The following is a 21,656-nucleotide window of genomic DNA, read 5'->3' as shown; positions in this document are numbered from 1 at the left end:
TTTTATGATTGTTCATCCGGGCTCTTTGGGGGCTGGAACGGTGTGGTAACCACCATTTTCCAAAGATGTCCCGGATGAACAACGTACAGAGAGATCACAGCTAGTCGACTATCGCGCGAAGCGCGGGATTTTCACGCAGGAGAAGTCGACTGACAGTCGACTCTACCAGGGCAGAAGCGCAGGCCAGCGCCGTCAACGCTGCTGACAGGATCTGTCAGCAGGCCCGCACCACCATGGGCGCTCCCAACAACGGAGGTTCCCCATGTTCAAGCCCAGCACCCTGCTGCAGTACGTGCGCGATGTCGCGGCCAGTGCCACGTTCTACAGCGGCATCCTCGGCACGCCGCCGGTCGAGCAGTCGCCCGGCTTCGCCCTGTTCCTGCTCGGCGATGGCGCGGCCCTGGGCCTGTGGCAGCGCGACGGCGTGCTGCCACAGGTCACCGCCGAGGCCGGCGCCGCCGAGCTGGCGATGGTGGCCGCCAGCTCCGCTGAAGTGCAGCAGCTGCATGACGCCTGGCGCGCACTTGGCGTGCAGATCACCCAGGCACCGGTCACCCTGGAATTCGGCCACACCTTCGTCGGCGTCGATCCCGATGGCCATCGCCTGCGCGTGTACAGCCGTGCCGAGGGCATGGTCGCGCGCGATTGACCGCTACAGCGCAGCCATAAAAAACGCCGGGCAGTGCCCGGCGTTTTTCGTGTTCCAGCGGGGGCGGGGGGGGGCGATCAGCTGGCCAGCGCAAGATCATCCATCATCGCGCGCAGGAAGCGGGCCGCTTCACCGCCGGTGGCGGCGCGGTGGTCGAAGGTCACCGACAGCGGGATGACCTTGTGGGCTTCCACGCCACCCATCACCGGGGTCATCTGGTGGCGGGCACGGCCGGCACCGATGATGGCCACGCACGGCGGCACCACGACCGGGGTCGCGTAGCGGCCGGCGAACATGCCGAAGTTGGACAGCGAGATGGTGTATCCGCTCAGTTCCGAGGCGGCGATCGAGCGGGCTTCTACCTGCTCGCGCAGGCGGTTTACACCTTCGCGGATGCCACGGGCATCGAGCATGTCGGCATTGCGCAGGGCCGGCACGAACAGGCCGTCGTCGGTGTCCACGGCGATGCCGATGTCCACCTGCGCGTGCAGGGTGCGGGTCAGCGCTTCACCGTCGAACCAAGCGTTCATCGCCGGCACCTTCTGCGCGGCGACCACGATCGCGCGCACCAGGCGGGCGGTGACGTCGTTGCCAGGCAGCCAGGCGTGGATGTCGGCGTCGTCGTTCAGCGTGGTCGGCACGACCTTGCTGTGCGCGTCGGCCATCACGCGTGCCATGTTGCGGCGCACGCCCTTCAGCGGTTCCGGCTGGCCCTTGGCGACCACGCCCGGCGGCTGGGTGCGCATCGGCTTGCCGGCGGCGGACAGCGGGGTGCGGGCTTCGCTCTGCACCGGGGCGGCCACCTGGGCCGGGGCCGGCGCGGCATAGGCAGCGGCAGCCACCACGGCCGGCGCAGCGCCGAGCTTGGCGCTGCCGTCGGCCGCAGCCTGCTTGACGTCGGCCATGGTCACCGCGCCATCGGCGCCGGTGGCACGTACGCGGGCCAGATCCACGCCCAGTTTGCGCGCGGTGGCACGCACGGCGGGCACGGCCTTGACGCCGCCGACGGCCAGCGCCTGTTCGGTGTGCACGGCATTGGAGCTCTGCATCGCGCCGACCACGGTGCCGGCGTCATCGCGCTCGGCCTTTTCTTCGGTAGCGGCTGCCACCGGGGCGGCAGCGGCCGGCAGCGGCGGCGGGTTCGGTGCGGCCGGGGCCGCTGGGGCGTGCCCGTGGCTGTGGCCGGTGTCCTGGCCATCGGCGCGCTGCGGCAGGTTCGGGTCGATCTCGAAGGTGGCCAGCACGGCACCGGTCGGGATGATGTCGCCGGCGGCGCCGGACAGCTTCAGCACCGTGCCGGACACCGGCGAGGGCACTTCCACCACGGCCTTGGCGGTCTCCATCGACACCAGCGGCGCGTCCAGCTTGATCACGTCACCTTCCTTGACGAACCACTCGACGATGGTCGCGTCCGGCAGGCCTTCACCCAGGTCGGGCAGGTTGAAATTCTTGGTCTGGCTCATGTGCAGTTCTCTTCCAGCAGTTCCAGTTCGCGGGCCGGCAGCCAGCCCGTCGCGCCATTCGCGCGCTCGGACCACCACCACCCACCATGTTCATGATGCAGCTTCACCATCTCGCCGTTTTCCACATCCAGCTCGCGGGCGTCGTAGTCGCGCAGGGCTTCGGCGCGGCCATCATCCAGCAGCTGCAGCCAGGCGACGGGCGCCCATCCAGCGCGCCCATCGTTGGTGCGTACCCAGGCAAACGCCGGCCATTCCTCGTCACGTACACCGACTTCGACGATCTGGCCGGTGCGGAACCGGAGTGGATTGGAATACTGGCTGCGGTAAGCCCCAAGGAGCCGTGCCCGCATGTCAGCCTGCCGCCACCGCGCGCTTGGCCGCGGTCACGATCCGGTCCACGCTGGGCAGGTACTTCATTTCCAGGCGGAACAGCGGAATGTGGGTGTCGTAGCCGGTAACGCGCTCGACCGGGGCCAGCAGGTCGTACAGGGATTCCTCGGCGAGGCGCGCGGCGATTTCGGCACCGAAACCCGCGGTCTTCGGGGCTTCCTGTACGACCACGCAGCGGCCGGTCTTGGCCACCGATTCGGCGATGGTGGCGAAGTCCAGCGGACGCAGCGTGGCCACGTCGATGACTTCGGCACTGATGCCTTCGCCGGCCAGCTTGTCGGCCGCTTCCAGCGCTTCCTTCACCTGGGCGCCCCAGGCCACCAGGGTCACGTCGGTGCCGTCGCGCAGCACGAAGCACACGTCCAGCGGCAAGGCTTCGCCGTCGTTGACGACCACTTCCTTGTACTGGCGGTAGATGCGCTTGGGCTCCATGTAGATCACCGGGTCGGGATCACGCATGGCGGCCAGCAGCAGGCCGTAGGCACGCTGCGGACTGGACGGCAACACCACGCGCAGGCCCGGCACGTTGGTGAAGATCGATTCGTTGGCTTCGCTGTGGTGTTCCGGCGCGCGGATGCCACCGCCCCACGGCACGCGCAGCACCATCGGGCAGTGCAGGCGGCCACGGGTACGGGTACGCAGGCGCGCGGCGTGGCAGATGATGTGGTCGACCATCGGGTAGACGAAGCCGTCGAACTGGGCTTCGGCCACCGGCTTCATGCCCTGCGCGGCCAGGCCGACGGTGAGGCCGGCGATGGTGGTTTCATCCAGCGGGGTGTCGAGGATGCGCTGCGAACCGAAGCGCTGCTGCAGGCCGGCGGTGGCGCGGAACACGCCGCCGTTGACGCCCACGTCCTCGCCCAGCACCAGCACCGACGGGTCGTGTTCCAGCTCCCAGGCCAGGGCCTGGGTGATGGCTTCGATCAGGGTAATGGGGGTAGCGGTCATTGCGATATCTCCACCGGCGACAGCGGCGCTGTCGGCGGCATTGGCCTGGGAAGCGGATGCGCCCGTCTTGATGTCATCCATGGCGCTGCTCCAGGGCAATGGCGGCCGCGCGCTGGGCCAGCAGGTCCGCCGGCGGATCGGCATACAGGTAGTCGAACATCGCCTCGACCGGCTGCACCGGGGTGTTGAGGTACTGGTTCACTTCCTCGTCCACCTTGGCCGCGCACTGCTCGACCCAGGTCTTTTCTTCGTCGTCGCTCCACACGCCGTTGGCGATGAGGTACTTGCGCAGGCGCAGCATCGGCTCACGGGTCCAGGCGTCCTTCACCTCGGCGTCGTCGCGGTAACGGCGTGCGTCGTCGGCGGTGGTGTGGTCGGACAGGCGGTAGGTCAGCAGTTCCAGCACGGTGCCACCTTCGCCGGCCAGGCCGCGTTCGCGGGCCTGTTCCATCGCGGCCAGCACTGCGATCAGGTCGTTGCCGTCCACCTGCAGGCAGTGCAGGCCGCCGGCCAGGCCCTTCTGGGCCAGGGTTTCGGCACCGGTCTGGGCCGAACGCGGCACCGAGATCGCCCAGCCGTTGTTGACGATGCACAGGATCAGCGGGAGCTTGTAAGCGCCGGCCGAGTTGAGCGCGGCATAGAAGTCGGTCTTCGAGCTGCCGCCATCGCCGCACACCGCCACCGCGATCTGCGGTTCGTTGTTGAGCTTGAACTTCAGCGCAGCGCCGGCAGCGTGCAGGCACTGGGTGGAGATCGGCACGCAGAACGGGAAGTCCTTCACCGCGTTGCCGGTGTAGTCGTTGCCGCGCTCGTCGCCGCCCCAGTACATCAGCACGTCGTACGGGCGTACGCCACGCATGAACATGGCACCGTATTCGCGGTAACTGGGCGCGAACACGTCGCCGGCCTTCATCGCCGCGCCGATGCCGACGTGCGCGGCCTCGTGGCCCAGGCAGGCGGCGTAGGTGCCGAGCTTGCCGGTGCGCTGCAGCGCGATGGATTTGCTGTCGAACGTGCGTACGTACAGCATCTGCTTGAACAGCGGCACCAGGACGGCCGGATCCTTCAGGGATGCGGGCAGGTCGTCACGGACGAGCTTGCCGTCCGCGTCCAGGTACTGCAGGTATTCGATCTTGAACTCAGCGGCAACCGTCATTGCGTACTGCACCTTCGACAGAGAAGTTACAAATGATATGAATCGCCATGTTAAGGATTGCGTACGAAATAACCTTCCTGCGGCGCAACACGGGGATTCCCCTTTGTACCCCTGGCGATAGCTGGGGGGCCAATAACAACAACGTATTCAGTCGTTGCTGCAAAGCGTCAGAATACGCCTTTGGCTGACTGCCGGCGCAACGCCGCAAACGGTTCCACGCGCAACGGCGGTTCCACAGCCCCACCGCACGCCCCGGTACGGTCGCCCGGCTGCCCGCACGGCAGGCAACGCGCTACCCTTGCCGCCCCTGATCTGGTCCCGCCCATGTCCGTCGACAACAACCAACGCGATCTCGAAGCCGGCATCCACACCGACCTGCAGGGGCGCCTGACCTACGGCGGCTACCTGCGCCTGGACCAGCTGCTGACCGCGCAGCAGCCGCTGTCCAACCCGCCGCACCATGACGAGATGCTCTTCATCATCCAGCACCAGACCTCGGAGCTGTGGCTGAAGCTGCTGGGCCATGAGCTGCGTGCGGCGATCGGCTTCCTGCAGCGCGACGAAGTCTGGCAGTGCCGCAAGGTGCTGGCGCGCAGCAAGCAGGTGCTGCGCCAGCTGACCGAGCAGTGGTCGGTGCTGGAAACGCTGACCCCGTCCGAGTACATGGGCTTCCGCGACGTGCTGGGCCCGTCCTCGGGCTTCCAGTCGCTGCAGTACCGCTACATCGAGTTCCTGCTGGGCAACAAGAACGCGCAGATGCTGCAGGTGTTCGAGCACGACGTGGACGGCCAGGCGCAGCTGCGCACCGTGCTGGAAGCGCCGAGCCTGTACGAGGAATTCCTGAAGTATTTGGCGCGCTTCGGCCACGATATCCCCGACCTCTACAGCGACCGCGACTGGACCCAGCCGCACGTGTCCGATGACAGCCTGCAGCCGGTGTTCGCCCGCATCTACCAGGACACCGACCGCTACTGGCGCGAGTACTCGCTGTGCGAGGACCTGGTGGACCTGGAAACCGCCTTCCAGCTGTGGCGCTTCCGCCACATGCGCACCGTGATGCGGGTGATCGGCTTCAAGCGCGGCACCGGGGGTTCGTCCGGGGTGGCCTTCCTGCGACAGGCGCTGGAGCTGACCTTCTTCCCCGAGCTGTTCCAGGTGCGCACCAGCCTGCAGGTCGCGCCGCCGGCCGACCTGGCCTGAGCCCCATTCAGCAAGGCTGCCGGCAACGGGCTGGATCGTTTCAGATGCAAGTTCAGCGAGCAGGTCGTGACCTGCCTCAAACGGCGTGTATTTGACGTGAACGCCAGAAGTCGGTGATGCTCGCGCGTTGCTCCAGCGCACATTGGATGTGCCGTCCATCCACCGAACCAGGAAATCCGCATGAGCCTAAACGCCACTGCGAACACCCCAGAGCCGGCCGTGCCGGACTTCAAGACCACGATGGGCCACCCGCGCCCGCTGTGGATGCTGTTCATGACCGAGTTCTGGGAGCGCTTTGCGTTCTACGGCATCCGCTGGGCCTTGGTGCTGTACATCGTCGCCCAGTTCTACAACGGCAGCGCTGCCGGTGAAGGCGACGCCAGCCGCATCTACGGTGCCTACCTGGCCCTGGTGTATGCCGCGGCGATCTTCGGTGGCTACGTGGCCGACCGGGTGCTGGGTTACCAGCGATCCATCCTGACCGGCGCGGTCATCATGGCCGCCGGCCTGTTCATGATCTCGCTGCCGCAGGAGCACATCTTCAAGCTCGGCCTGGCCACGATCATCGTCGGCAACGGTCTGTTCAAGCCGAACATCTCCACCATGGTCGGCAAGCTGTACGGCCTGAAGGATGAGCGCCGCGACTCCGGCTTCACCATCTTCTACATGGGCATCAACATCGGCGCGATGATCGCCCCGGTGCTGACCGAGTACCTGGCCCGCAAGGTCTTCGGTACCGATGCGATGCCGTCCTACAAGGTCGTGTTCATCGCCTCGGGCGTGGGCATGCTGGTCTCGCTGGTGTGGTTCTACATCGGTCGCGCCGGCCTGAAGGGCATTGGTGCGCCGCCGGTGTGTGCCGAAGGCATCGGCCCGATCATCAAGGTGCTGGTCGGCGCGGTTGTCGCCATTCCGGTGTCGTACTTCCTGCTGGCCACCGGTGCCGCCGCGCTGGCCTGGATCCTGGGCGCGATGTTCACCGCCCTGGCCATCCTGCTGCTGGTTGAAGGCATCCGCGAGGGCAAGGTGCAGCGCGACCGCGTGATCGCCATGCTGATCATCTTCGCCTTCAACGTCATGTTCTGGATGTTCTTCGAACAGGCCGGCAGCTCCTTCACCTTCCTGGCCGAGAACATCGTCAACCGCCAGATGGGCGACTGGACCTTCCCGACCGCATGGTTCCAGTCGGTCAACTCGGTGGCGATCATCGCCCTGGCGCCGATCATTGCCTGGATCTGGGTCAAGATGGGCAGCGCCAATCCGTCCATCCCGCGCAAGTTCGGCCTGGGCCTGCTGTTCAACGGCGCCGCCTTCGCCCTGTTGATGTTCGCCCTGTCGCAGATGGTCGTGGACGGCAAGATTCCGTTCTGGACCCTGTTCATGGTCTACGTCATCCAGTCGGTGGGCGAGCTGTGCCTGTCGCCGATCGGCCTGTCGATGGTGACCAAGCTGGCCCCGGTGCGCCTGGTCGGCTTCGGCATGGGTGGCTGGTTCCTGTCGACCGGCATCGGCAACAACCTGTCGGGTATCTTCGCCGGCGCAGTGTCCGGTGAAGGCGGCATGACGATCGAATCGGCACTGAAGGGGTATACCTTCGGGTTCTGGGCCCTGATCGGCTCCGGCGTGGTGCTGTTCCTGATCGCCCCGCTGATCAACAAGCTGATGCACGGCGTCAAGTAAACACAGAGGTAGTAGGCATGCGTACAACGTTTGGCAGTGCAGTGGTGGCAGTGGTGTGTGCGGCGCTGATCAGCGCCTGTTCCCAGCAACCGCCGCCGGCGCCTGCCGAACCGACGCAACCGCTCGATACCCGTCCCACCGAGCCACCGGCCGCTGACCCCAGCGCGCCGGTGGCCTCGGGCAACACCCCGGCCGCGGCCGACATCGCCGCCATCGCCGGCCTCAATGCCAGTTTCGACCCGGCGCGCGACCCGGCCGCCGATCTGGAAACCGCCAAGGTCGAAGCCCAGCGCGGTGGCAAGCACATCATCCTGGACGTGGGCGGCGAGTGGTGCCCCTGGTGCCACCTGATGGACCAGTTCGTGGAGGGCGATGCTGAGATCCGCCGCTTCCGCGATGCCAACTACGTATGGATGAAGGTCAACTACAGCGAAGAGAACGAGAACGCCGCGTTCCTTTCGCAGTACCCGCAGGTGAAGGGGTACCCGCACCTGTTCGTGCTCGATTCGGATGGCACCCTGCTGCAGTCGCAGTTCACCGGCGAGCTGGAAAAAGCCAAGAACGAAGGCAAGGGTTACAACCGCAGCAAGTTCATGGCGTTCCTGAAGAAGTGGGCGCCGCAGCGCTGACCCCGTATTTGTAGAGTCGAGCCATGCTCGGCTGCCGTGCCGCTAGGCTGCACGCCTGCCACCTACAGAAACCCCTCCCACGGCCGCTAACGGCAAGGACGTCAGTCGACAGGATCGTCGGCTGCCCCTACCGGAGCGCCCATGCACAGCGACCACGCCCAACGCCAGCCAGATGCGGCCAGCGACGCTGCCCCCGAGGGGGTGAGCCTGCCGCCGCAGGATGCCCTGCTGGATGACGCAGGCACCGGCGAGGACGGTGTGGAGCTGGCTCCACCGCGCCACCGACTGCCGCAGATCGCCCTGCCGGACAACGTCGTGCTGAAGGGCGCGGTGCAGAAGCTGGTTGAACAGAAAGCCCGCCTGGACCGTCTCGCCGCCGAAGGCCAGCTGGCTGGCCTGCTGCCGCCGGAGTGGCAGGGCAATGGCCTGCGCGCGATCGACCTGTCCAGCTTCGTGCAGGGCGTGCTGCCGTTCCTGCAGACCGGCGAGCGTGGCGAGACCGCGCCGGCCCGCCTGCCGGTGCGCCACGTGCTGGGCGACGACAGCCGCTGGGGCCTGCAGGACGTGGCCGAACCCAAATCGCTTGCCTGGTACCTGGCCGCGGATGACCGCGCGACGGCCGGCAGCAAGGACGTGGCCGAAGCTTGGCTGGTCGGTGCGCTGGGTCTCGCGTTTATGCAGGAAGGGCGCAGCCGCCCCGGCTTCCTGCGCGCGATGGACCAGGACAGCCTGGCCGCGCGGGTGACCATGCTGGGCTACCCGCCGCCGGGCGAGCTTGCCCTGTACAGCGTGACTGCGCATGGCCAGGCGCAGATCTGGTGCGTGTACGGCCGCCGCAAAGTGCGCCCGCTGGTGGCGCCGTGGCTGAGCGTGCCTCTGTTGACCGCCTATGGCGTGGCCGCGCCCACCGCCTGGCCGGCCAGCTTCCCGCCGGTGGAGGCGGTGGCCGAAGCCATCGCCGCCGCCCGCCCGGGCCGGCTGGTGCCGGAAGTGGACCTCGGCAAGGTCGTGGCGAAGATCGCCGAGGACGCCGCCGCCGAAACCTGGCAGCCGGTCAGCCTGCTGCAGCTCAACACCTGGTCGCCGCGCTGGACCTTCTTCCTCGGCACCTTTGTCGGCCTACCGTCACTGCTGCTGGTGGCGGCCGCGCTGGCGTTGCCGGGTGCGATCGAAGCGGCGACGGTCGCAGCCTCGCTGGGCTTCGCCGGCGGTGCCATCGCCGCGTTGGCCGTGCCCTGGATCCATGCACGGCGCAAGCACCTGAGCTGAGCAGCGCGGTCGGATCCCTTTCCGCAGGAAAGGGCTGACCCCATCGCCGGCACCGGCATCGGCGCCATCCACGCGTGGCGTGGATCTACTCCCGCACCACCCGCAATGCGGTCGCGTAGGCCTTGGCGAAGCTGGTGAAATCGCGCAGCCGGTTCAGCGACAGCAGGAATCCGGGCGGGCAGGGCTTCAGGCGATGGTGCTCGAACCAGACATCAGCAATGGATTCCACAGTGGCCAGCGCCTCATCGATGCGTTGCAGGTCGGCCTCATGATCGAGGCTGACGGGGGCGGGCGCCGGAACCTTGCGGCGGGCGGATCGGGACATGGTGGAGTTTCCTGAGCCTGGATCAACGGGCTTTCAACCCCGGCAGCGGTGCTCCGCTGCGCACCCAACCTCGCCCCGGTGGGGCCGTTCGTCCAATAGGCAAAACCACTCGATTGAAGCCGTTGGATAGGCCCGACCTGTCCAAGACGATGCTATCGGGCCGATCCCGAAACATCAGGCGTTAAAGCCGACAGCCATTGACGCACGCGGCCCGAGCGCCGTTCATCGGCGAAACCACAGCCGCGTGCACCCAACGTCATCAATGATGGCCGCCGTACCTGCGCAGGGTCGCCGGCGACACGCGGCGCATCGCAGGCTACGTCATCCACGCATGGCGTGGATCTACAGGCCAACGGCCCCGTCTCCCCAACCGGGGACCGGGGCAGGGCCCCGTAAACCTTCCCCTCAGACGCCTTCGCCCATCCGCTCCAGGCCATCGCCGGCCAGCCGCAGGATCAGCTTCTCCAGCACCTGCTCCTCTTCCTCGCTCAGCACCGACATCAGCTTGCGGGTGATCTCGATCACCAGCGGCGCGATCGTCTCGTACACCTCGAAACCCGCCGCCGACAGCGCCAGCACCGAGCGCCGGCGGTCGTCGCCATGCGTCTCGCGCTTGATGAAACCGCGCTCCAGCAGGCGTGCCACCGCCCGGCTGACCGCCACCTTGTCCATCGCCGTGCGGTCGGAAACCTCACTGGCCGACGACCCCGGGTACAGCGCCAGGATGGTGATCACCCGCCACTCGGGAATGGCCAGGCCGTAACGGTCGCCATAGAGTTTGGCGATGTTGCCGCTCACGCGGTTGGACAGCACGCTCAGCCGATACGGCAGGAACTGTTCCAGGTCGAGCAGGACGTGCGAGGCACGCACACGGGTGGAGGCGGGGTCGGCTGGGCTCATGCTGCGGTGCACCTTGCTGGTGGTTTCAAGTGTAACTATAAGTGGTATGTCCGGACCCTGCATTCTCGCCGGGTCCACCCTAGCCCGCACCTGGTTTGTACCGATGCGGTACCGATTCGGAGCCACGCCATGAATACCGCAGTCCCGACCGCCTCGCACCCGAACCCCGGCATGCAGGTCACCACCTTCGAAAACCCGATGGGCATCGACGGCTTCGAGTTCGTCGAATTTGCCGCCCCGGCCGGCCGTGGCCAGGAGCTGCACGAGTACTTCCGCAAGATGGGCTTCAGCGCGGTGCTCAAGCACAAGCAGCGTCCGATTACCGTCTATCGCCAGGGCGACGTCAACTTCCTGGTCAACGAAGACCCCGATTCCTTCGCCGCCGACTTCGCCGAAAAGCACGGTCCGTGCGCCTGCGGCTTCGCCATCCGCTTCAAGAAGCCGGGCCAGGAGGTCTACCAGACCGCCCTGGGCAACGGCGCCGAAGCCATCGCCTTCAAGCCGGACAGCAAGGCCGTCAACGCCCCGGTCATCAAGGGCATCGGCGATTGCATGCTGTACCTGGTCGACCGCTACGGCAGCGTCGGCAGCGTCTTCGATGGCGACTATGAAGTGATCGCCGGCGCCGACCTGCGTCCGTTCGGCTTCGGCCTGACCTTCATCGACCACCTGACCCACAACCTGTACTTCGGCAACATGCAGCAGTGGTCGGACTACTACGAGCGCCTGTTCAACTTCCGCGAGATCCGCTACTTCGACATCAAGGGCCTGAAGACCGGCCTGGTATCCAAGGCGATGACCGCCCCGGACGGCATCGTGCGCATCCCGCTGAACGAATCGTCCGATCCGAAGAGCCAGATCAACGAGTACCTGGACGCGTACAAGGGCGAGGGCATCCAGCACATCGCCTGCTTCACCGACAACATCTACGACACCGTCGAAGCCATGCGCGCGCAGGGCGTGGATTTCCTCGATACGCCGGAAACCTACTTCGATGTGATCGACCAGCGCGTGCCGAACCACGGTGAAGACGTGGCGCGCCTGGCGAAGAACAAGATCCTGATCGACGCCGATCCGGAAACCCACCAGCGCAAGCTGCTGCAGATCTTCACCCAGAACTGCATCGGCCCGATCTTCTTCGAGATCATCCAGCGCAAGGGCAACGAAGGCTTCGGCGAAGGCAACTTCACCGCGCTGTTCGAAAGCATCGAGCGCGACCAGATCCGTCGCGGCGTGCTGTAACGTTCATCGGCAGCGCCGGGCCACGTCCGGCGGCTGCTCACCAGTAGAGCCGAGCCATGCTCGGCTGCTTTCCGTTCCGGCATCGCCGTTCCAGGAGCCACCATGTCCACCGCCCTCACCGCCCGCGGCTACCAGTCCGGCTTCGGCAACGAATTCGCCACCGAGGCCGTCGCCGGCGCGCTGCCGGTCGGGCAGAACTCGCCGCAGAAGGTGGCCCACGGCCTGTATGCCGAACAGCTGTCCGGCACCGCGTTCACCGCGCCGCGCGGCAGCAACCGCCGCAGCTGGCTGTACCGCATCCGCCCGGCGGTGACCCACGGCGAATTCACCCCGTTCGCGCAATCGCAACTGCAGTGTGATTTCGGCGCGCAGCCGGCGTCGCCGAATCAGTTGCGCTGGAGCCCGCTGCCGCTGCCGGAACTGCCGACCGATTTCGTCGAAGGCCTGTACACGATGGCCGGCAACGGCGCGCCCGATGCGCATGCCGGCGTGGGCATCCATCTGTACGCCGCCAACCGGGACATGGTCGGCCGCTACTTCTACAACGCCGACGGCGAACTGCTGATCGTGCCGCAGCTGGGCGCGCTGCGCCTGCTGACCGAACTGGGCGTGATCGAGATCGAGCCGCAGCAGATCGCGGTCATTCCGCGCGGCGTGCGCTTCCGCGTCGAGCTGCCCGACGGCCCCAGCCGCGGCTACATCTGCGAGAACTACGGCGCGCTGCTGAAGCTGCCGGATCTGGGCCCGATCGGCGCCAACGGCCTGGCCAACCCGCGCGACTTCGAAACCCCGCACGCCGCATTCGAGGATGTGGACGGTGATTTCGAACTGATCGCCAAGTTCGAGGGCCGCCTGTGGCGCGCGCCCATCGACCATTCGCCGCTGGACGTGGTGGCCTGGCACGGCAACTACGCACCGTACCGCTACGACCTGCGCCGCTTCAACACGATCGGCTCGATCAGCTACGACCATCCAGACCCGTCGATCTTCCTGGTGCTGCATTCGCCCAGCGACACGCCCGGCACCAGCAACATGGATTTCGCCATCTTCCCGCCGCGCTGGCTGGTGGCGCAGAACACGTTCCGCCCGCCGTGGTTCCACCGCAACATCGCCAGCGAGTTCATGGGCCTGGTGCACGGTGCCTACGACGCCAAGGCCGAGGGCTTCGTGCCCGGTGGTGCGTCGCTGCACAACTGCATGAGCGGGCATGGCCCGGATGCGCCGACCTTCGACAAGGCATCCAACGCCGACCTGTCCAAGGCAGATGTCATCAAGGACACGATGGCCTTCATGTTCGAGACCCGCGCGGTAATCCGCCCGACCGCGCAGGCGCTGGCTGCCGGCCACCGCCAGGGCGATTACCAGCAGTGCTGGAACGGCCTGCGCAACAACTTCCGTTGATCCGTCCCCTCTTTCAGGCCGTGGCCGCGAAGGCGTCGCAGTGCTCCGTCGGCAGCGCTTCCAGCAGGCGCAGCCGTACGCGCTCGCAGTAGCCGTCGGAGGTCATGCCCGGCAGCGCCTGCAGCGCCGCCTGCAGTACCTTCACCACATCTTCCTCGGCGCGGGCCTGCTGCAGGTCGCGGAACAGCGCGGCCGCCATCGGGTTGCGCTGCATTTCCAGAATGCCCAGCAGGTAGATGCGCGCGGCCACCAGCGAGCGGCGGCGTTCAACCTGCACGCCGGGTGCTGGGGATGCGGGGGGCAGCGGTGTCGGCTGGGGTGTCGTTTTCGGCACGGATGACGGTGCTGGCGATGCCCCCGCGCCGGTTTCCAGGTACCCCCCCTGGATCAGCTGGATCACCATGGCAGGCGCTTCCCGGCCCATCAATCCGGTCAGGTCGGCAATGCTGCGCTGGCCATCGCACAGGATCAGCAGCCGGCGCTGGCGCATGTCCAGCGGCGCGCGATGGGCCTGCAGCGCGGTTCGGGCGAGGTCGGTCTTGCGCGGTTGCATGGAAGGGACAGCCAAGTCGGTGCACGCCGAGCCTGAACGCGGGGCATGAAACGGCGATGACAATGCAGCGCCTGCACGCGCGCTGCGCTAGCGTGCAGCCACCCCGTGCCAAGGATCCGCGCCATGAAACACCTCCCGATTGCCGGTCTGTTGCTGCTGTCGCTGGCCGCCTGTTCGCGCAGCCCCGACAGCCCCGAGGCTGCCCCCGCCCCGGCCAAGGACACGGCGACCGCCACCGCCCCGGCCGATGCCGATCTGGCCACTACCTCGCCGGTGGACCCGCGCAGCGACAGCCCGGCACGCCTGGACGGCTTCGGCGGGGCCCGCCTGGGCGCGGGCATCGCCGATGTGCGCAATGGCTTCGGCAGGCCGCTGCAGGGCTTGGGCACGGACGCGGCGGGCAAGCCGCTACCGGCTGACGACAACAGCGATGGCTGCTATTTCCTGCGCCCGCAGAATGCCGAGGATCCGCGCCTGATGATTGAAGGCCGCAAGCTGGTGCGCTACGACGTGCGCAGCTCCGGCATCGTCGCCCCGGGGGGAGGCAAGGTCGGCATGACCTTGGGCGAACTGCAGCTGCTCTACCCCGAGCGCGCCGACGTCGGCCCGGACAAGTACGACGAGAAGGCGCAGCATCTGCGCGTGCGCCCGGCCCAGGAGGGCGCAGCCATCATCGATTTCGCGCTGGGGGCCGATGGCAAAGTGGGCAGCTGGCGGGTCGGCCAGACCCCGCAGGTGGACTACGTGGAAGGCTGCGGCTGACCACGGCGGCCGTGGCCCACCCGCAGTGGGTGGGTCACGCGTAGAATCGCGCCACGACCGCTGGGGAGTGCTCGATGATCGCCATTTCAATTGCCTGGTTCCTGCTTGGCCTGCTGCTGCTGGCGCTGGGCGGGGATTCCATCGTCAAGGCCGTCGCCGGCCTCGCCCAGCGCTTCGGCGCCAGCGCCTTCACTGCCGGCCTGCTGCTGCTCGGCGTCGCCACCTCGCTGCCGGAACTGGCGGTCAATGCACGCGCGCTGGTCCTTGGCCAACCGGAACTGGCCCTGGGCAACGCCATCGGCAGCAGCATCGCCAATCTCGGCCTGACCCTGGCCGTGGCTGCCATCGCCGCGCCGCTGCTGCTGCGCGCGCGCCTGCAGGGTGTGCTGTGGTGGTCATTGCTGGCCGCCGGCCTGCTGCTGATCGTGTTCGGCCTGGATGGTCGCCTGCAACGCTGGGAAGCCGGCGTGCTGGCGGCGGGCTTCGTGCTGGTGCAGATCGTGCTGCTGCGTCGCGGGCGCCTGGAAGCGCCGGACGTGCAGGCGGTCATCGCCGAATCCGCGCTGAGCCGCACCAGCCTGCCGCTGAACGTGCTGCGCGTGCTGATTGCCGCGCTGACGCTCTACTGGGGCGCGCGCCTGGTGGTGGGCGCTGCGGCGGATTTCGGCGCGGCGCTGGGCTGGACCCCGTTGCTGGTGGGCCTGCTGCCGGTAGCCATCGGCACCACGCTGCCGGAAGTAGCCGCGGCCATCGCAGCCGCGCGGCGTGGCCACGGCGACATGGTGCTGGGCCACGTGCTGGGCTCCAGCGTGGTCAACCTGCTGCTGGTGATCGGTGCGATGGGCCTGCTGCAGCCGCTGGCGCTGCCGGCGTCGTTCGTGCGCCTGGAACTGCCGGCGCTGCTGGCCTTCGCCCTGGTGCTGTACCCGATGCTGCGCGGTGACCTGAAGATCAGCCGCGGCGAGGGCGCGATCCTGCTGGGCGCGTTCGTGGCGTGGCTGGGGCTGGAGATCGCGCTGGTGATGTAGAGCCGAGCACAGGCTCGGCTCTACAGTAGATCCACGCCATGCGTGGATGACGGGGCGTGCCGACCAACGGTCGGCACCTACCGGTTCTGCGTTGCGTCCTCTTCCCGCGCCGGTTCCGGCGGCGGCAGCTGTTCTTCCTTCGCGCGCTCGTTGCCGGGCAGGCTGGGGCGGGTTTCCATCAGCAGCGACAGCGCGGCCTTGGCCATCATGTGCGCGCTGATCGGCGCGGTGATGAACAGGAACACGGTGATCAGCAGCTCGCGCGGCTGCGGGTCCTGGCCCAGGAAGATGTGGTAACAGACCGAGCACGCCAGTACGCAGCCCACGCCCAGCGTGCTGGCCTTGGTCGGCGCGTGCAGGCGCTTGAAGAACGTCGACAGCTTAACCAGCCCCAGTGCACCGACCAGGATGAAGAAGCAGCCGAACAGCAGCAGCACCGACAGGGCGATCTGGATGAAGGTGATCATTCGACGATGTCCCGGCGCAGCACGAACTTGCTCAGCACCACCGTGCTGCCGAAGCCGAGCATGGCAATGACCAGCGCGGCTTCGAAATAGATGGCCGAGTTGAGGTACATGCCGAACAGCATCAGCTCGGCGATGGCGGTCACCGACAGCGTGTCCAGCGCGAGGATGCGGTCGGGCACGGTCGGGCCGCGCAGCAGGCGCCAGGTGCCCAGCAGCATGGCCAGGCCGACCACGTGCATGCACACCACCAGGGTGGTCTGGATGATCTGGAATCCAGTCATGGGAAGATCTCCATCAACGGGGCTTCGTAACGTCGCTTGATCGTGTCGATCAGTTCCTGCGGGTCTTCCAGGTGCAGCACGTGCACCAGCAGGTACTTGCGGTCATCGCTCAGCGCGGCCGACACGGTGCCCGGGGTCAGGGTGATCATGCTGGTCAGCGCGGCGATGCCATGGATGTTGGCGATGTCCAGCGGCAACCAGATGAAACCGGGGTGGATGTTGCGTTCCGGGCCGAGCACCTGGATGGCCACGCGGATGTTGGACATCAGGATGTCCCACAGGGTGACGACCAGCAGCTTGGGTACCGGCCGCAGCGTGCCGATGCGTGCGAACTCGCGGTCCAGGCGCGCGGCGAACAGCGGCACCACCACGCCCAGCACCAGGCCCAGCACGATCTGCCCGAGGGTGAAGCTGTCGGACATCAGCAGCCAGAACGCCACCACCATCATGCTCAGGGCGGGCGAGGGGAACACGCGGCGGCGGAAGGGACGCTTGGCGGTCATGGCTGGCGGATCTCCGGCGTGGTCGCGCGCAACTGCTCTACGTAGTCACCCGGCTGCAGCAGCTGGGCGGCGATGGCGTCGGTGTGGCGCATCAGCGGCGCCGCGGCCACGGCCATGCCGACGCCGTAGGCCAGCAGCAGGCAGGCGGCATACAGCTCGATGCGGCGCAGCCGCGCCTTGCGAGGCGGCGGCGCGTCCGGGTCGGGCGTCGGCACGCGCCAGAACAGGCGGATGCCGCCGCGGGTCAGGCCCATGATGACCAGCAGGCTGCTGACCAGCACCGCCGTCCACACCGCGCCGGTGTACTGCGCCGGCATGCCGGCCAGCAGCGCGGCCTTGGCCAGGAAGCCGGACAGCGGCGGCAGGCCCGCCACCGACACCGCGCCGATCAGGAACAGCACGGCCGGCGTTTCCTTGCCCGGCATCGGTGCCACCACTTCCTTGCGGTCGCTGGCACCGCCACGGCGGCGGCGGATCAGATCGGCGATGAGGAACAGGGCCGCCGCCACGAAGCTGCTGTGCGGCAGGTAGTAGAGGCCGGCCGACAGCACCGTCGGCGTGCCCACCGCGAAGGCGATGAACAGCGTCGCCGCCGAGACGACGACCAGGTAGGAGATCAGCACGCGCAGGCGGGCCGCGGCCAGCGCGCCCAGGCCGCCCAGCACCAGCGTGGCCACGCCGGCCCACAACAGCCAGTCGCGGCCATAGCCGGCCAGCGCGCCAGCGTCCTCGCCAAACCACAGCATCTGCACGCGCAGCACCGCGTACAGGCCGACCTTGGTCATGATCGCGAACAGTGCGGCCACCGCCGCCGGCGCACGCGCATAGGATTCGGGCAGCCACAGGTACAGCGGCATCAGCGCGGCCTTGGCGCAGAACACCAGCAGCAACAGGCCGATGGTCGCCTTCACCAGGGTCAGCTGCGAGGCCGGTACTTCGGCGATGCGCTGCGACAGCTCGGCCATGTTCAGCGACCCCAGCGAGGCATACAGCAGGCCCAGCGCGATCAGGAACAGGGTCGAGGCGGTGACGTTGAACACGACGTAGTGCAGGCCGATGCGCATGCGCAGGCCGCGGCCGCCGCTCAGCAGCAGGCCGTAGGAGGCGATCAGCATCACCTCGAAGAACACGAACAGGTTGAAGATGTCGCCGGTCAGGAACGCACCATTCAGGCCAACCAGCTGGAACTGGAACAGCGCGTGGAAGTGCGGTGCGCGCCGATCCCAGCCCGAGCACGCATGCATCAGGCAGGGGATGGCCAGCAGCAACGTGGTCAGCAGCATCCACGCCGACAGGCGGTCGGCCACCAGCGCGATGCCCAGCCGCGAGGGCCAGTCACCCAGCAGGTAGACGTTGATGTCACCGCCGGCGGTCTGCGCGAACAGCAGGCCCACCACCACGGCCAGCGCGGCCATCGCGGTCCAGGCGACGCTGCGCTGCACCTTCGGGCCATAGCGGCGGTGTTCGACGAACAGGGACAGCGAGGCGCCGAGCAGCGGAACCAGGACCGGCAGGATCACCAGATGATTCATGCCTGGTCCTCGCCCCGACGCGGCGGTGCGTCATCATCCGGTTCGTGCGCATCCACGTGGTCGCTGTGGTTGTCGCTGCGGCTGCGCATCGCCAGCACGATGGTCACCGCGGTCATCGCAAAGGCGATGACGATGGCGGTCAGCACCAGCGCCTGCGGCAGCGGATCGGTGTAGTTGCCCAGGTGGCTCTCCAAGCCTTCCTGCAGCACTGGCGCCTTGCCCTGCACCACGCGGCCACCGGCAAAGATCAGCAGGTTGGTGGCATAAGACAGGAAGGTCATGCCGAGGATCACATCGAAGCTGCGCGCACGCAGCAGCAGGTAGACGCCGATGGCGGTCAGCACGCCGATCGCGGTGGCCAGGGCCAGTTCCATCAGTGCATCTCCCCGGTGCGGGCCGAACGGCGTTGCAGGTCGATCTCGCCCTTGCGCGCGCTGCGGGTACGCGAGGGCTTCACGGTGGCCATCATCGACAGCATCAGCATGGCGCCGCCGAACACCACCAGGTACACGCCGATGTCGAACCCGATCGCGCTGGCCAGCGGCACCTCACCGATCAGCGGCAGGTGCAGGTCGAGGTGGCCGCTGGTCAGGAACGGCACGCCGAACAGCATCGAGGCGCTGCCGCTGAGCAGGGCGATCAGCAGGCCCATGCCGATGCAGCGGATGTAGTCGAAGCCGAAGCGCGATTCGACCGAGGCGGTGCCCTGGATCACGTACTGGATCAGCAGCGGCACCGCCAGCACCAGGCCGGCGATGAAACCGCCGCCGGGTGCGTTGTGGCCGCGCAGGAACAGGAAGATCGACACCGTCAGGGTGAGAGGGAACATGATCTGGGCCAGGTCGGCCGGCACCGGCAGCTTGATCGGCGGGCCCGGCATGATCTGTTCCGGGGCCATGCGCGTGCGCCGCAGCAGGGCATGCACCACCAGCGCGGCGATGCCGAACACGGTGATCTCACCGAAGGTATCGAAGCCGCGGAAGTCGACCAGGATCACGTTGACCACGTTCTGCCCATAGGCCTCGGGCAGGGCGCGGGCGAGCATCTCGCCGGCCATGGTGTTTGGCGGCAGGGTCATCGCGCTGTAGGCCAGCGCACCGAGACCGGCACCGGCGATGATCGCGATGACCGCATCGCGCTGCTTGCGCCAGCGTGGCCGCTCCGGCCCGGACTGGGCGGGCAGGTAGTTCATGCCCAGCAGCATCAGCACCAGGGTCACCATCTCCACCAGCAGCTGGGTCAGGGCCAGATCCGGGGCGGACAGGAACACGAAGGTGAGCGAGACCATCAGGCCGACGCCACCGACCAGCAGCACGGCCAGCAGGCGCTGCTTGTAGACGCGCAGGGTGGCCACGGCGCAGGCCATCATCACCAGCCACAGCGCCCAGCCCAGCAGCGGGATCGGCTGCGGCCTGGTCCAGTTGGGCGAGGCCGGGCTGGCGATGTAGGGCGCGGCGGCCACGGTGATGGCCACCAGCACCAGGCCCAGCAGCATGCGCTGCAGGCTGCCGTTGGCGATGCCGTTGGTGAGGCGCATGGCCAGCGCGGACACCGTGTCCAGCTGCGCATGGAAGACGTTGCGGCCGGTGGCGGTGTTCTGCACGCCGTGCAGGTTGATCAGCCTGCGCAGGCCGAAGTACAGGGCGACCCCGCCGACCACGCCGATCGCGCTCATCGCCAGCGGCAGGTTGAAGCCGTGCCAGACCGACAGGCTGTACTCGGGCATGGCGTTGCCGAGGATGGAGCCGGCCGCGGCATGCAGCACCGGTGCCACGGTCAGTGCCGGGGCGATGCCCACCGCCACGCAGATCACCACCAGGATCTCCACCGGCACCTTCATCCAGCGCGGCGGCTCGTGCGGCACGCGGTCCAGGTCGTGCGGGCCGGGGCCGAAGAAGGTGTCGTGCACGAAGCGCAGGCTGTAGGCCACGCCGAACACGCCGGCCAGCAGCGCGGCGATCGACACCGCGGTGCGCATGGTGCCCGGGCCGCCGGCGGTCAGCGCCTCGGCAAACAGCATTTCCTTGGACAGGAAGCCGTTGAGCAGCGGGATGCCGGCCATTGCCAGCGAGGCGATGATCGCCAGCGCGCTGGTAAAGGGCATCAGCTTTCTCAGCCCGCCCAGCTTGCGCATGTCACGGGTGCCGGTCTCGTGGTCGATGATGCCGGCGGCCATGAACAGCGAGGCCTTGAAGGTGGCGTGGTTGAGGATGTGGAACACGCCGGCGACCACCGCCATCGGCGTGGACAGGCCGAACAGCAGGGTGATCAGGCCCAGGTGGGAAATGGTCGAGTAGGCCAGCAGGCCCTTCAGGTCGTGCTGGAAGATCGCGTTCCAGGCGCCGATCAGCAGGGTCAGCGCGCCGATGCCGCTGACCGTGTAGAAGAACAGGTCGGTGCCGGCCAGGGCCGGATGCAGGCGGGCCAGCAGGAACACGCCGGCCTTCACCATGGTGGCCGAATGCAGGTAGGCCGACACCGGGGTGGGCGCGGCCATCGCGTGCGGCAGCCAGAAGTGGAACGGGAACTGCGCGCTCTTGGTGAAGATGCCGGCCAGCACCAGGAACAGGGCATAGGGATAGAGCGCGCTGGCGCGGATCTGGTCGCCGGCGGCCAGCACCACGTCCAGGTCGAAGCTGCCGACGATGCGGCCGATCAGCAGCACGCCACCGAGCAGGGCCAGGCCGCCGCCACCGGTGATCACCAGCGCCATCCGCGCACCCTCGCGAGCGTCCTTGCGGTGCGACCAGAAGCCGATCAGCAGGAACGAGCTGATGCTGGTCATTTCCCAGAACACCATCAGCAGCAGCAGGTTGCCGGAGATCACCATGCCCAGCATGGCGCCCATGAACAGCAGCAGGTAGCAGTAGAAGCGGTGCGCGTTGTCCTGGCTGCTGAGGTAGTAGCGCGCGTACAGCACCACCAGCGCGCCGATGCCCAGCACCATGCCAGCGAACATCCAGGCCAGGCCGTCCAGGCGCAGGGCGAAGTCCAGCCCGATCTGCGGCAGCCATGGCATCACGCTGCGGACCACCTGCCCGTCCATGATGGCCGGGGTCAGCCAGCCGAGGATGGCCAATCCGCCCAACGGCGCCAGCGCCGCCAGCCAGGCGGCTGTCGAGCGGGAACTACGGGGGAAGGCCGCAACAGCCACTGCCATCAGGAACGGCAGGGCCAGCAGCAGGGGCAGGCTGGGGAGCATGCAGGGAATCCATGATTCACGAGCAGGTCATTGAGTCTAACAGTCAGCCAAATGTCGCCGAAACCCATGTAACGGC

The 21,656-nt window shown here is 67.5% G+C and carries 22 protein-coding genes; 9 read left to right on the top strand and 13 right to left on the bottom strand.

Going from position 1 to position 21,656, the window contains the following annotated elements; translation table 11 throughout:
- The first annotated feature begins 262 nt into the window (after window positions 1-262).
- The gene (locus DCO49_RS03335) at window positions 263-649 is read left to right on the top strand and encodes a VOC family protein (RefSeq protein ID WP_116862802.1); all 387 of its coding nucleotides are present in this window, start codon (window positions 263-265) and stop codon (window positions 647-649) included.
- A 77-nt stretch (window positions 650-726) separates the two neighbouring features.
- Here DCO49_RS03335 and DCO49_RS03330 read toward each other — a convergent pair whose 3' ends face one another.
- The 4 genes from DCO49_RS03330 to pdhA are packed head-to-tail and all read right to left on the bottom strand — an operon-like array spanning window position 727 to window position 4,606.
- Window positions 727-2,112, bottom strand: a complete 1,386-nt coding sequence (locus tag DCO49_RS03330) for a dihydrolipoamide acetyltransferase family protein (protein WP_116862801.1) — start codon at window positions 2,110-2,112, stop codon at window positions 727-729.
- On the bottom strand, window positions 2,109-2,462 hold the full coding sequence (locus DCO49_RS03325) for an SH3 domain-containing protein (RefSeq protein ID WP_079223933.1): 354 nt from the start codon (window positions 2,460-2,462) through the stop codon (window positions 2,109-2,111). Before DCO49_RS03325 ends, DCO49_RS03330 begins: the two co-directional genes overlap by 4 nt.
- 1 nt (window position 2,463) lies before the next feature.
- Window positions 2,464-3,531 (bottom strand): alpha-ketoacid dehydrogenase subunit beta, encoded by a 1,068-nt coding sequence (locus tag DCO49_RS03320; protein WP_079223931.1) that lies wholly within the window; start codon window positions 3,529-3,531, stop codon window positions 2,464-2,466.
- Window positions 3,524-4,606, bottom strand: coding sequence for a pyruvate dehydrogenase (acetyl-transferring) E1 component subunit alpha (gene pdhA / locus DCO49_RS03315; RefSeq protein ID WP_108770268.1), 1,083 nt, complete (start codon window positions 4,604-4,606; stop codon window positions 3,524-3,526). The genes DCO49_RS03320 and pdhA overlap by 8 nt, the downstream gene beginning before the upstream one ends.
- A gap of 324 nt (window positions 4,607-4,930) precedes the next feature.
- Here pdhA and DCO49_RS03310 point away from each other — a divergent pair, with 324 nt between their 5' ends.
- From DCO49_RS03310 to DCO49_RS03295, 4 genes are all read left to right on the top strand, one after another.
- Window positions 4,931-5,806: a tryptophan 2,3-dioxygenase family protein gene (locus DCO49_RS03310; protein WP_116862800.1), complete on the top strand. Its 876-nt coding sequence runs from the start codon at window positions 4,931-4,933 to the stop codon at window positions 5,804-5,806.
- 180 nt (window positions 5,807-5,986) lie between these two features.
- On the top strand, window positions 5,987-7,486 hold the full coding sequence (locus DCO49_RS03305; protein WP_116862799.1) for an oligopeptide:H+ symporter: 1,500 nt from the start codon (window positions 5,987-5,989) through the stop codon (window positions 7,484-7,486).
- A gap of 17 nt (window positions 7,487-7,503) precedes the next feature.
- The gene (locus tag DCO49_RS03300; RefSeq protein ID WP_116862798.1) at window positions 7,504-8,115 is read left to right on the top strand and encodes a thioredoxin family protein; all 612 of its coding nucleotides are present in this window, start codon (window positions 7,504-7,506) and stop codon (window positions 8,113-8,115) included.
- Window positions 8,116-8,256: 141 nt separating this feature from the next.
- Window positions 8,257-9,384, top strand: coding sequence for a hypothetical protein (locus DCO49_RS03295; protein WP_116862797.1), 1,128 nt, complete (start codon window positions 8,257-8,259; stop codon window positions 9,382-9,384).
- A gap of 85 nt (window positions 9,385-9,469) precedes the next feature.
- Here DCO49_RS03295 and DCO49_RS03290 read toward each other — a convergent pair whose 3' ends face one another.
- Complete coding sequence (locus tag DCO49_RS03290) at window positions 9,470-9,709, bottom strand: hypothetical protein (RefSeq protein WP_116862796.1); 240 nt, start codon at window positions 9,707-9,709, stop codon at window positions 9,470-9,472.
- A gap of 405 nt (window positions 9,710-10,114) precedes the next feature.
- Entirely contained in the window at window positions 10,115-10,609 is a 495-nt protein-coding gene (locus DCO49_RS03285) for a MarR family winged helix-turn-helix transcriptional regulator (RefSeq protein ID WP_079223924.1), read from the bottom strand.
- A 129-nt stretch (window positions 10,610-10,738) separates the two neighbouring features.
- On the opposite strand from DCO49_RS03285, the gene hppD reads away from it, so the two are divergent.
- Together hppD and hmgA are read left to right on the top strand one after the other, a co-directional pair.
- On the top strand, window positions 10,739-11,851 hold the full coding sequence (gene hppD / locus DCO49_RS03280; protein WP_207776453.1) for a 4-hydroxyphenylpyruvate dioxygenase: 1,113 nt from the start codon (window positions 10,739-10,741) through the stop codon (window positions 11,849-11,851).
- 102 nt (window positions 11,852-11,953) lie between these two features.
- Window positions 11,954-13,252 (top strand): homogentisate 1,2-dioxygenase, encoded by a 1,299-nt coding sequence (gene hmgA, locus DCO49_RS03275; protein WP_116862795.1) that lies wholly within the window; start codon window positions 11,954-11,956, stop codon window positions 13,250-13,252.
- Window positions 13,253-13,265: 13 nt separating this feature from the next.
- Here the strand turns inward: hmgA and DCO49_RS03270 are convergent, their stop codons facing one another.
- A complete protein-coding gene (locus DCO49_RS03270) occupies window positions 13,266-13,805 on the bottom strand; it encodes a hypothetical protein (protein ID WP_116862794.1) in 540 nt (179 codons plus the stop codon).
- 123 nt (window positions 13,806-13,928) lie between these two features.
- Between DCO49_RS03270 and DCO49_RS03265 the strand changes: the two genes are divergently transcribed.
- Entirely contained in the window at window positions 13,929-14,567 is a 639-nt protein-coding gene (locus DCO49_RS03265; RefSeq protein ID WP_116862793.1) for a hypothetical protein, read from the top strand.
- 74 nt (window positions 14,568-14,641) lie between these two features.
- Complete coding sequence (locus DCO49_RS03260; RefSeq protein ID WP_116862792.1) at window positions 14,642-15,595, top strand: sodium:calcium antiporter; 954 nt, start codon at window positions 14,642-14,644, stop codon at window positions 15,593-15,595.
- A gap of 77 nt (window positions 15,596-15,672) precedes the next feature.
- Here the strand turns inward: DCO49_RS03260 and DCO49_RS03255 are convergent, their stop codons facing one another.
- Genes DCO49_RS03255 through DCO49_RS03230 form a run of 6 tightly spaced genes read right to left on the bottom strand, consistent with a single transcriptional unit; the run spans window position 15,673 to window position 21,580 of the window.
- On the bottom strand, window positions 15,673-16,062 hold the full coding sequence (locus tag DCO49_RS03255) for a Na+/H+ antiporter subunit G (RefSeq protein ID WP_116862791.1): 390 nt from the start codon (window positions 16,060-16,062) through the stop codon (window positions 15,673-15,675).
- On the bottom strand, window positions 16,059-16,343 hold the full coding sequence (locus DCO49_RS03250) for a K+/H+ antiporter subunit F (RefSeq protein ID WP_079223917.1): 285 nt from the start codon (window positions 16,341-16,343) through the stop codon (window positions 16,059-16,061). The genes DCO49_RS03255 and DCO49_RS03250 overlap by 4 nt, the downstream gene beginning before the upstream one ends.
- Entirely contained in the window at window positions 16,340-16,846 is a 507-nt protein-coding gene (locus tag DCO49_RS03245) for a Na+/H+ antiporter subunit E (protein ID WP_116862790.1), read from the bottom strand. The genes DCO49_RS03250 and DCO49_RS03245 overlap by 4 nt, the downstream gene beginning before the upstream one ends.
- Window positions 16,843-18,378, bottom strand: a complete 1,536-nt coding sequence (locus DCO49_RS03240) for a monovalent cation/H+ antiporter subunit D (protein WP_116862789.1) — start codon at window positions 18,376-18,378, stop codon at window positions 16,843-16,845. Before DCO49_RS03240 ends, DCO49_RS03245 begins: the two co-directional genes overlap by 4 nt.
- On the bottom strand, window positions 18,375-18,752 hold the full coding sequence (locus DCO49_RS03235; RefSeq protein WP_116862788.1) for a Na+/H+ antiporter subunit C: 378 nt from the start codon (window positions 18,750-18,752) through the stop codon (window positions 18,375-18,377). Before DCO49_RS03235 ends, DCO49_RS03240 begins: the two co-directional genes overlap by 4 nt.
- Window positions 18,752-21,580: a monovalent cation/H+ antiporter subunit A gene (locus DCO49_RS03230; RefSeq protein ID WP_116862787.1), complete on the bottom strand. Its 2,829-nt coding sequence runs from the start codon at window positions 21,578-21,580 to the stop codon at window positions 18,752-18,754. The genes DCO49_RS03235 and DCO49_RS03230 overlap by 1 nt, the downstream gene beginning before the upstream one ends.
- Window positions 21,581-21,656 lie beyond the last annotated feature (76 nt).

This window comes from Stenotrophomonas sp. SPM (genome assembly GCF_003105135.1).
Classification (GTDB): domain Bacteria; phylum Pseudomonadota; class Gammaproteobacteria; order Xanthomonadales; family Xanthomonadaceae; genus Stenotrophomonas.
Note: the sequence above shows the minus strand (reverse complement) of the source record. Positions and strands in the feature narration are given on the sequence as shown.

Coding starts and splice junctions, on each gene's coding strand:
- DCO49_RS03285 (WP_079223924.1), bottom strand. CDS start 10,609: ATGAGCCCAGCCGACCCCGCCTCCACCCGTGTGCGTGCCTCGCACGTC.
- DCO49_RS03325 (WP_079223933.1), bottom strand. CDS start 2,462: ATGCGGGCACGGCTCCTTGGGGCTTACCGCAGCCAGTATTCCAATCCA.
- DCO49_RS03250 (WP_079223917.1), bottom strand. CDS start 16,343: ATGACTGGATTCCAGATCATCCAGACCACCCTGGTGGTGTGCATGCAC.
- pdhA (WP_108770268.1), bottom strand. CDS start 4,606: ATGACGGTTGCCGCTGAGTTCAAGATCGAATACCTGCAGTACCTGGAC.
- DCO49_RS03240 (WP_116862789.1), bottom strand. CDS start 18,378: ATGAATCATCTGGTGATCCTGCCGGTCCTGGTTCCGCTGCTCGGCGCC.
- DCO49_RS03245 (WP_116862790.1), bottom strand. CDS start 16,846: ATGACCGCCAAGCGTCCCTTCCGCCGCCGCGTGTTCCCCTCGCCCGCC.
- DCO49_RS03300 (WP_116862798.1), top strand. CDS start 7,504: ATGCGTACAACGTTTGGCAGTGCAGTGGTGGCAGTGGTGTGTGCGGCG.
- DCO49_RS03260 (WP_116862792.1), top strand. CDS start 14,642: ATGATCGCCATTTCAATTGCCTGGTTCCTGCTTGGCCTGCTGCTGCTG.
- hppD (WP_207776453.1), top strand. CDS start 10,739: ATGAATACCGCAGTCCCGACCGCCTCGCACCCGAACCCCGGCATGCAG.
- DCO49_RS03270 (WP_116862794.1), bottom strand. CDS start 13,805: ATGCAACCGCGCAAGACCGACCTCGCCCGAACCGCGCTGCAGGCCCAT.
- DCO49_RS03320 (WP_079223931.1), bottom strand. CDS start 3,531: ATGGATGACATCAAGACGGGCGCATCCGCTTCCCAGGCCAATGCCGCC.
- DCO49_RS03310 (WP_116862800.1), top strand. CDS start 4,931: ATGTCCGTCGACAACAACCAACGCGATCTCGAAGCCGGCATCCACACC.
- DCO49_RS03230 (WP_116862787.1), bottom strand. CDS start 21,580: ATGCTCCCCAGCCTGCCCCTGCTGCTGGCCCTGCCGTTCCTGATGGCA.
- DCO49_RS03330 (WP_116862801.1), bottom strand. CDS start 2,112: ATGAGCCAGACCAAGAATTTCAACCTGCCCGACCTGGGTGAAGGCCTG.
- DCO49_RS03335 (WP_116862802.1), top strand. CDS start 263: ATGTTCAAGCCCAGCACCCTGCTGCAGTACGTGCGCGATGTCGCGGCC.
- DCO49_RS03305 (WP_116862799.1), top strand. CDS start 5,987: ATGAGCCTAAACGCCACTGCGAACACCCCAGAGCCGGCCGTGCCGGAC.
- DCO49_RS03290 (WP_116862796.1), bottom strand. CDS start 9,709: ATGTCCCGATCCGCCCGCCGCAAGGTTCCGGCGCCCGCCCCCGTCAGC.
- DCO49_RS03235 (WP_116862788.1), bottom strand. CDS start 18,752: ATGGAACTGGCCCTGGCCACCGCGATCGGCGTGCTGACCGCCATCGGC.
- DCO49_RS03255 (WP_116862791.1), bottom strand. CDS start 16,062: ATGATCACCTTCATCCAGATCGCCCTGTCGGTGCTGCTGCTGTTCGGC.
- DCO49_RS03295 (WP_116862797.1), top strand. CDS start 8,257: ATGCACAGCGACCACGCCCAACGCCAGCCAGATGCGGCCAGCGACGCT.
- DCO49_RS03265 (WP_116862793.1), top strand. CDS start 13,929: ATGAAACACCTCCCGATTGCCGGTCTGTTGCTGCTGTCGCTGGCCGCC.
- hmgA (WP_116862795.1), top strand. CDS start 11,954: ATGTCCACCGCCCTCACCGCCCGCGGCTACCAGTCCGGCTTCGGCAAC.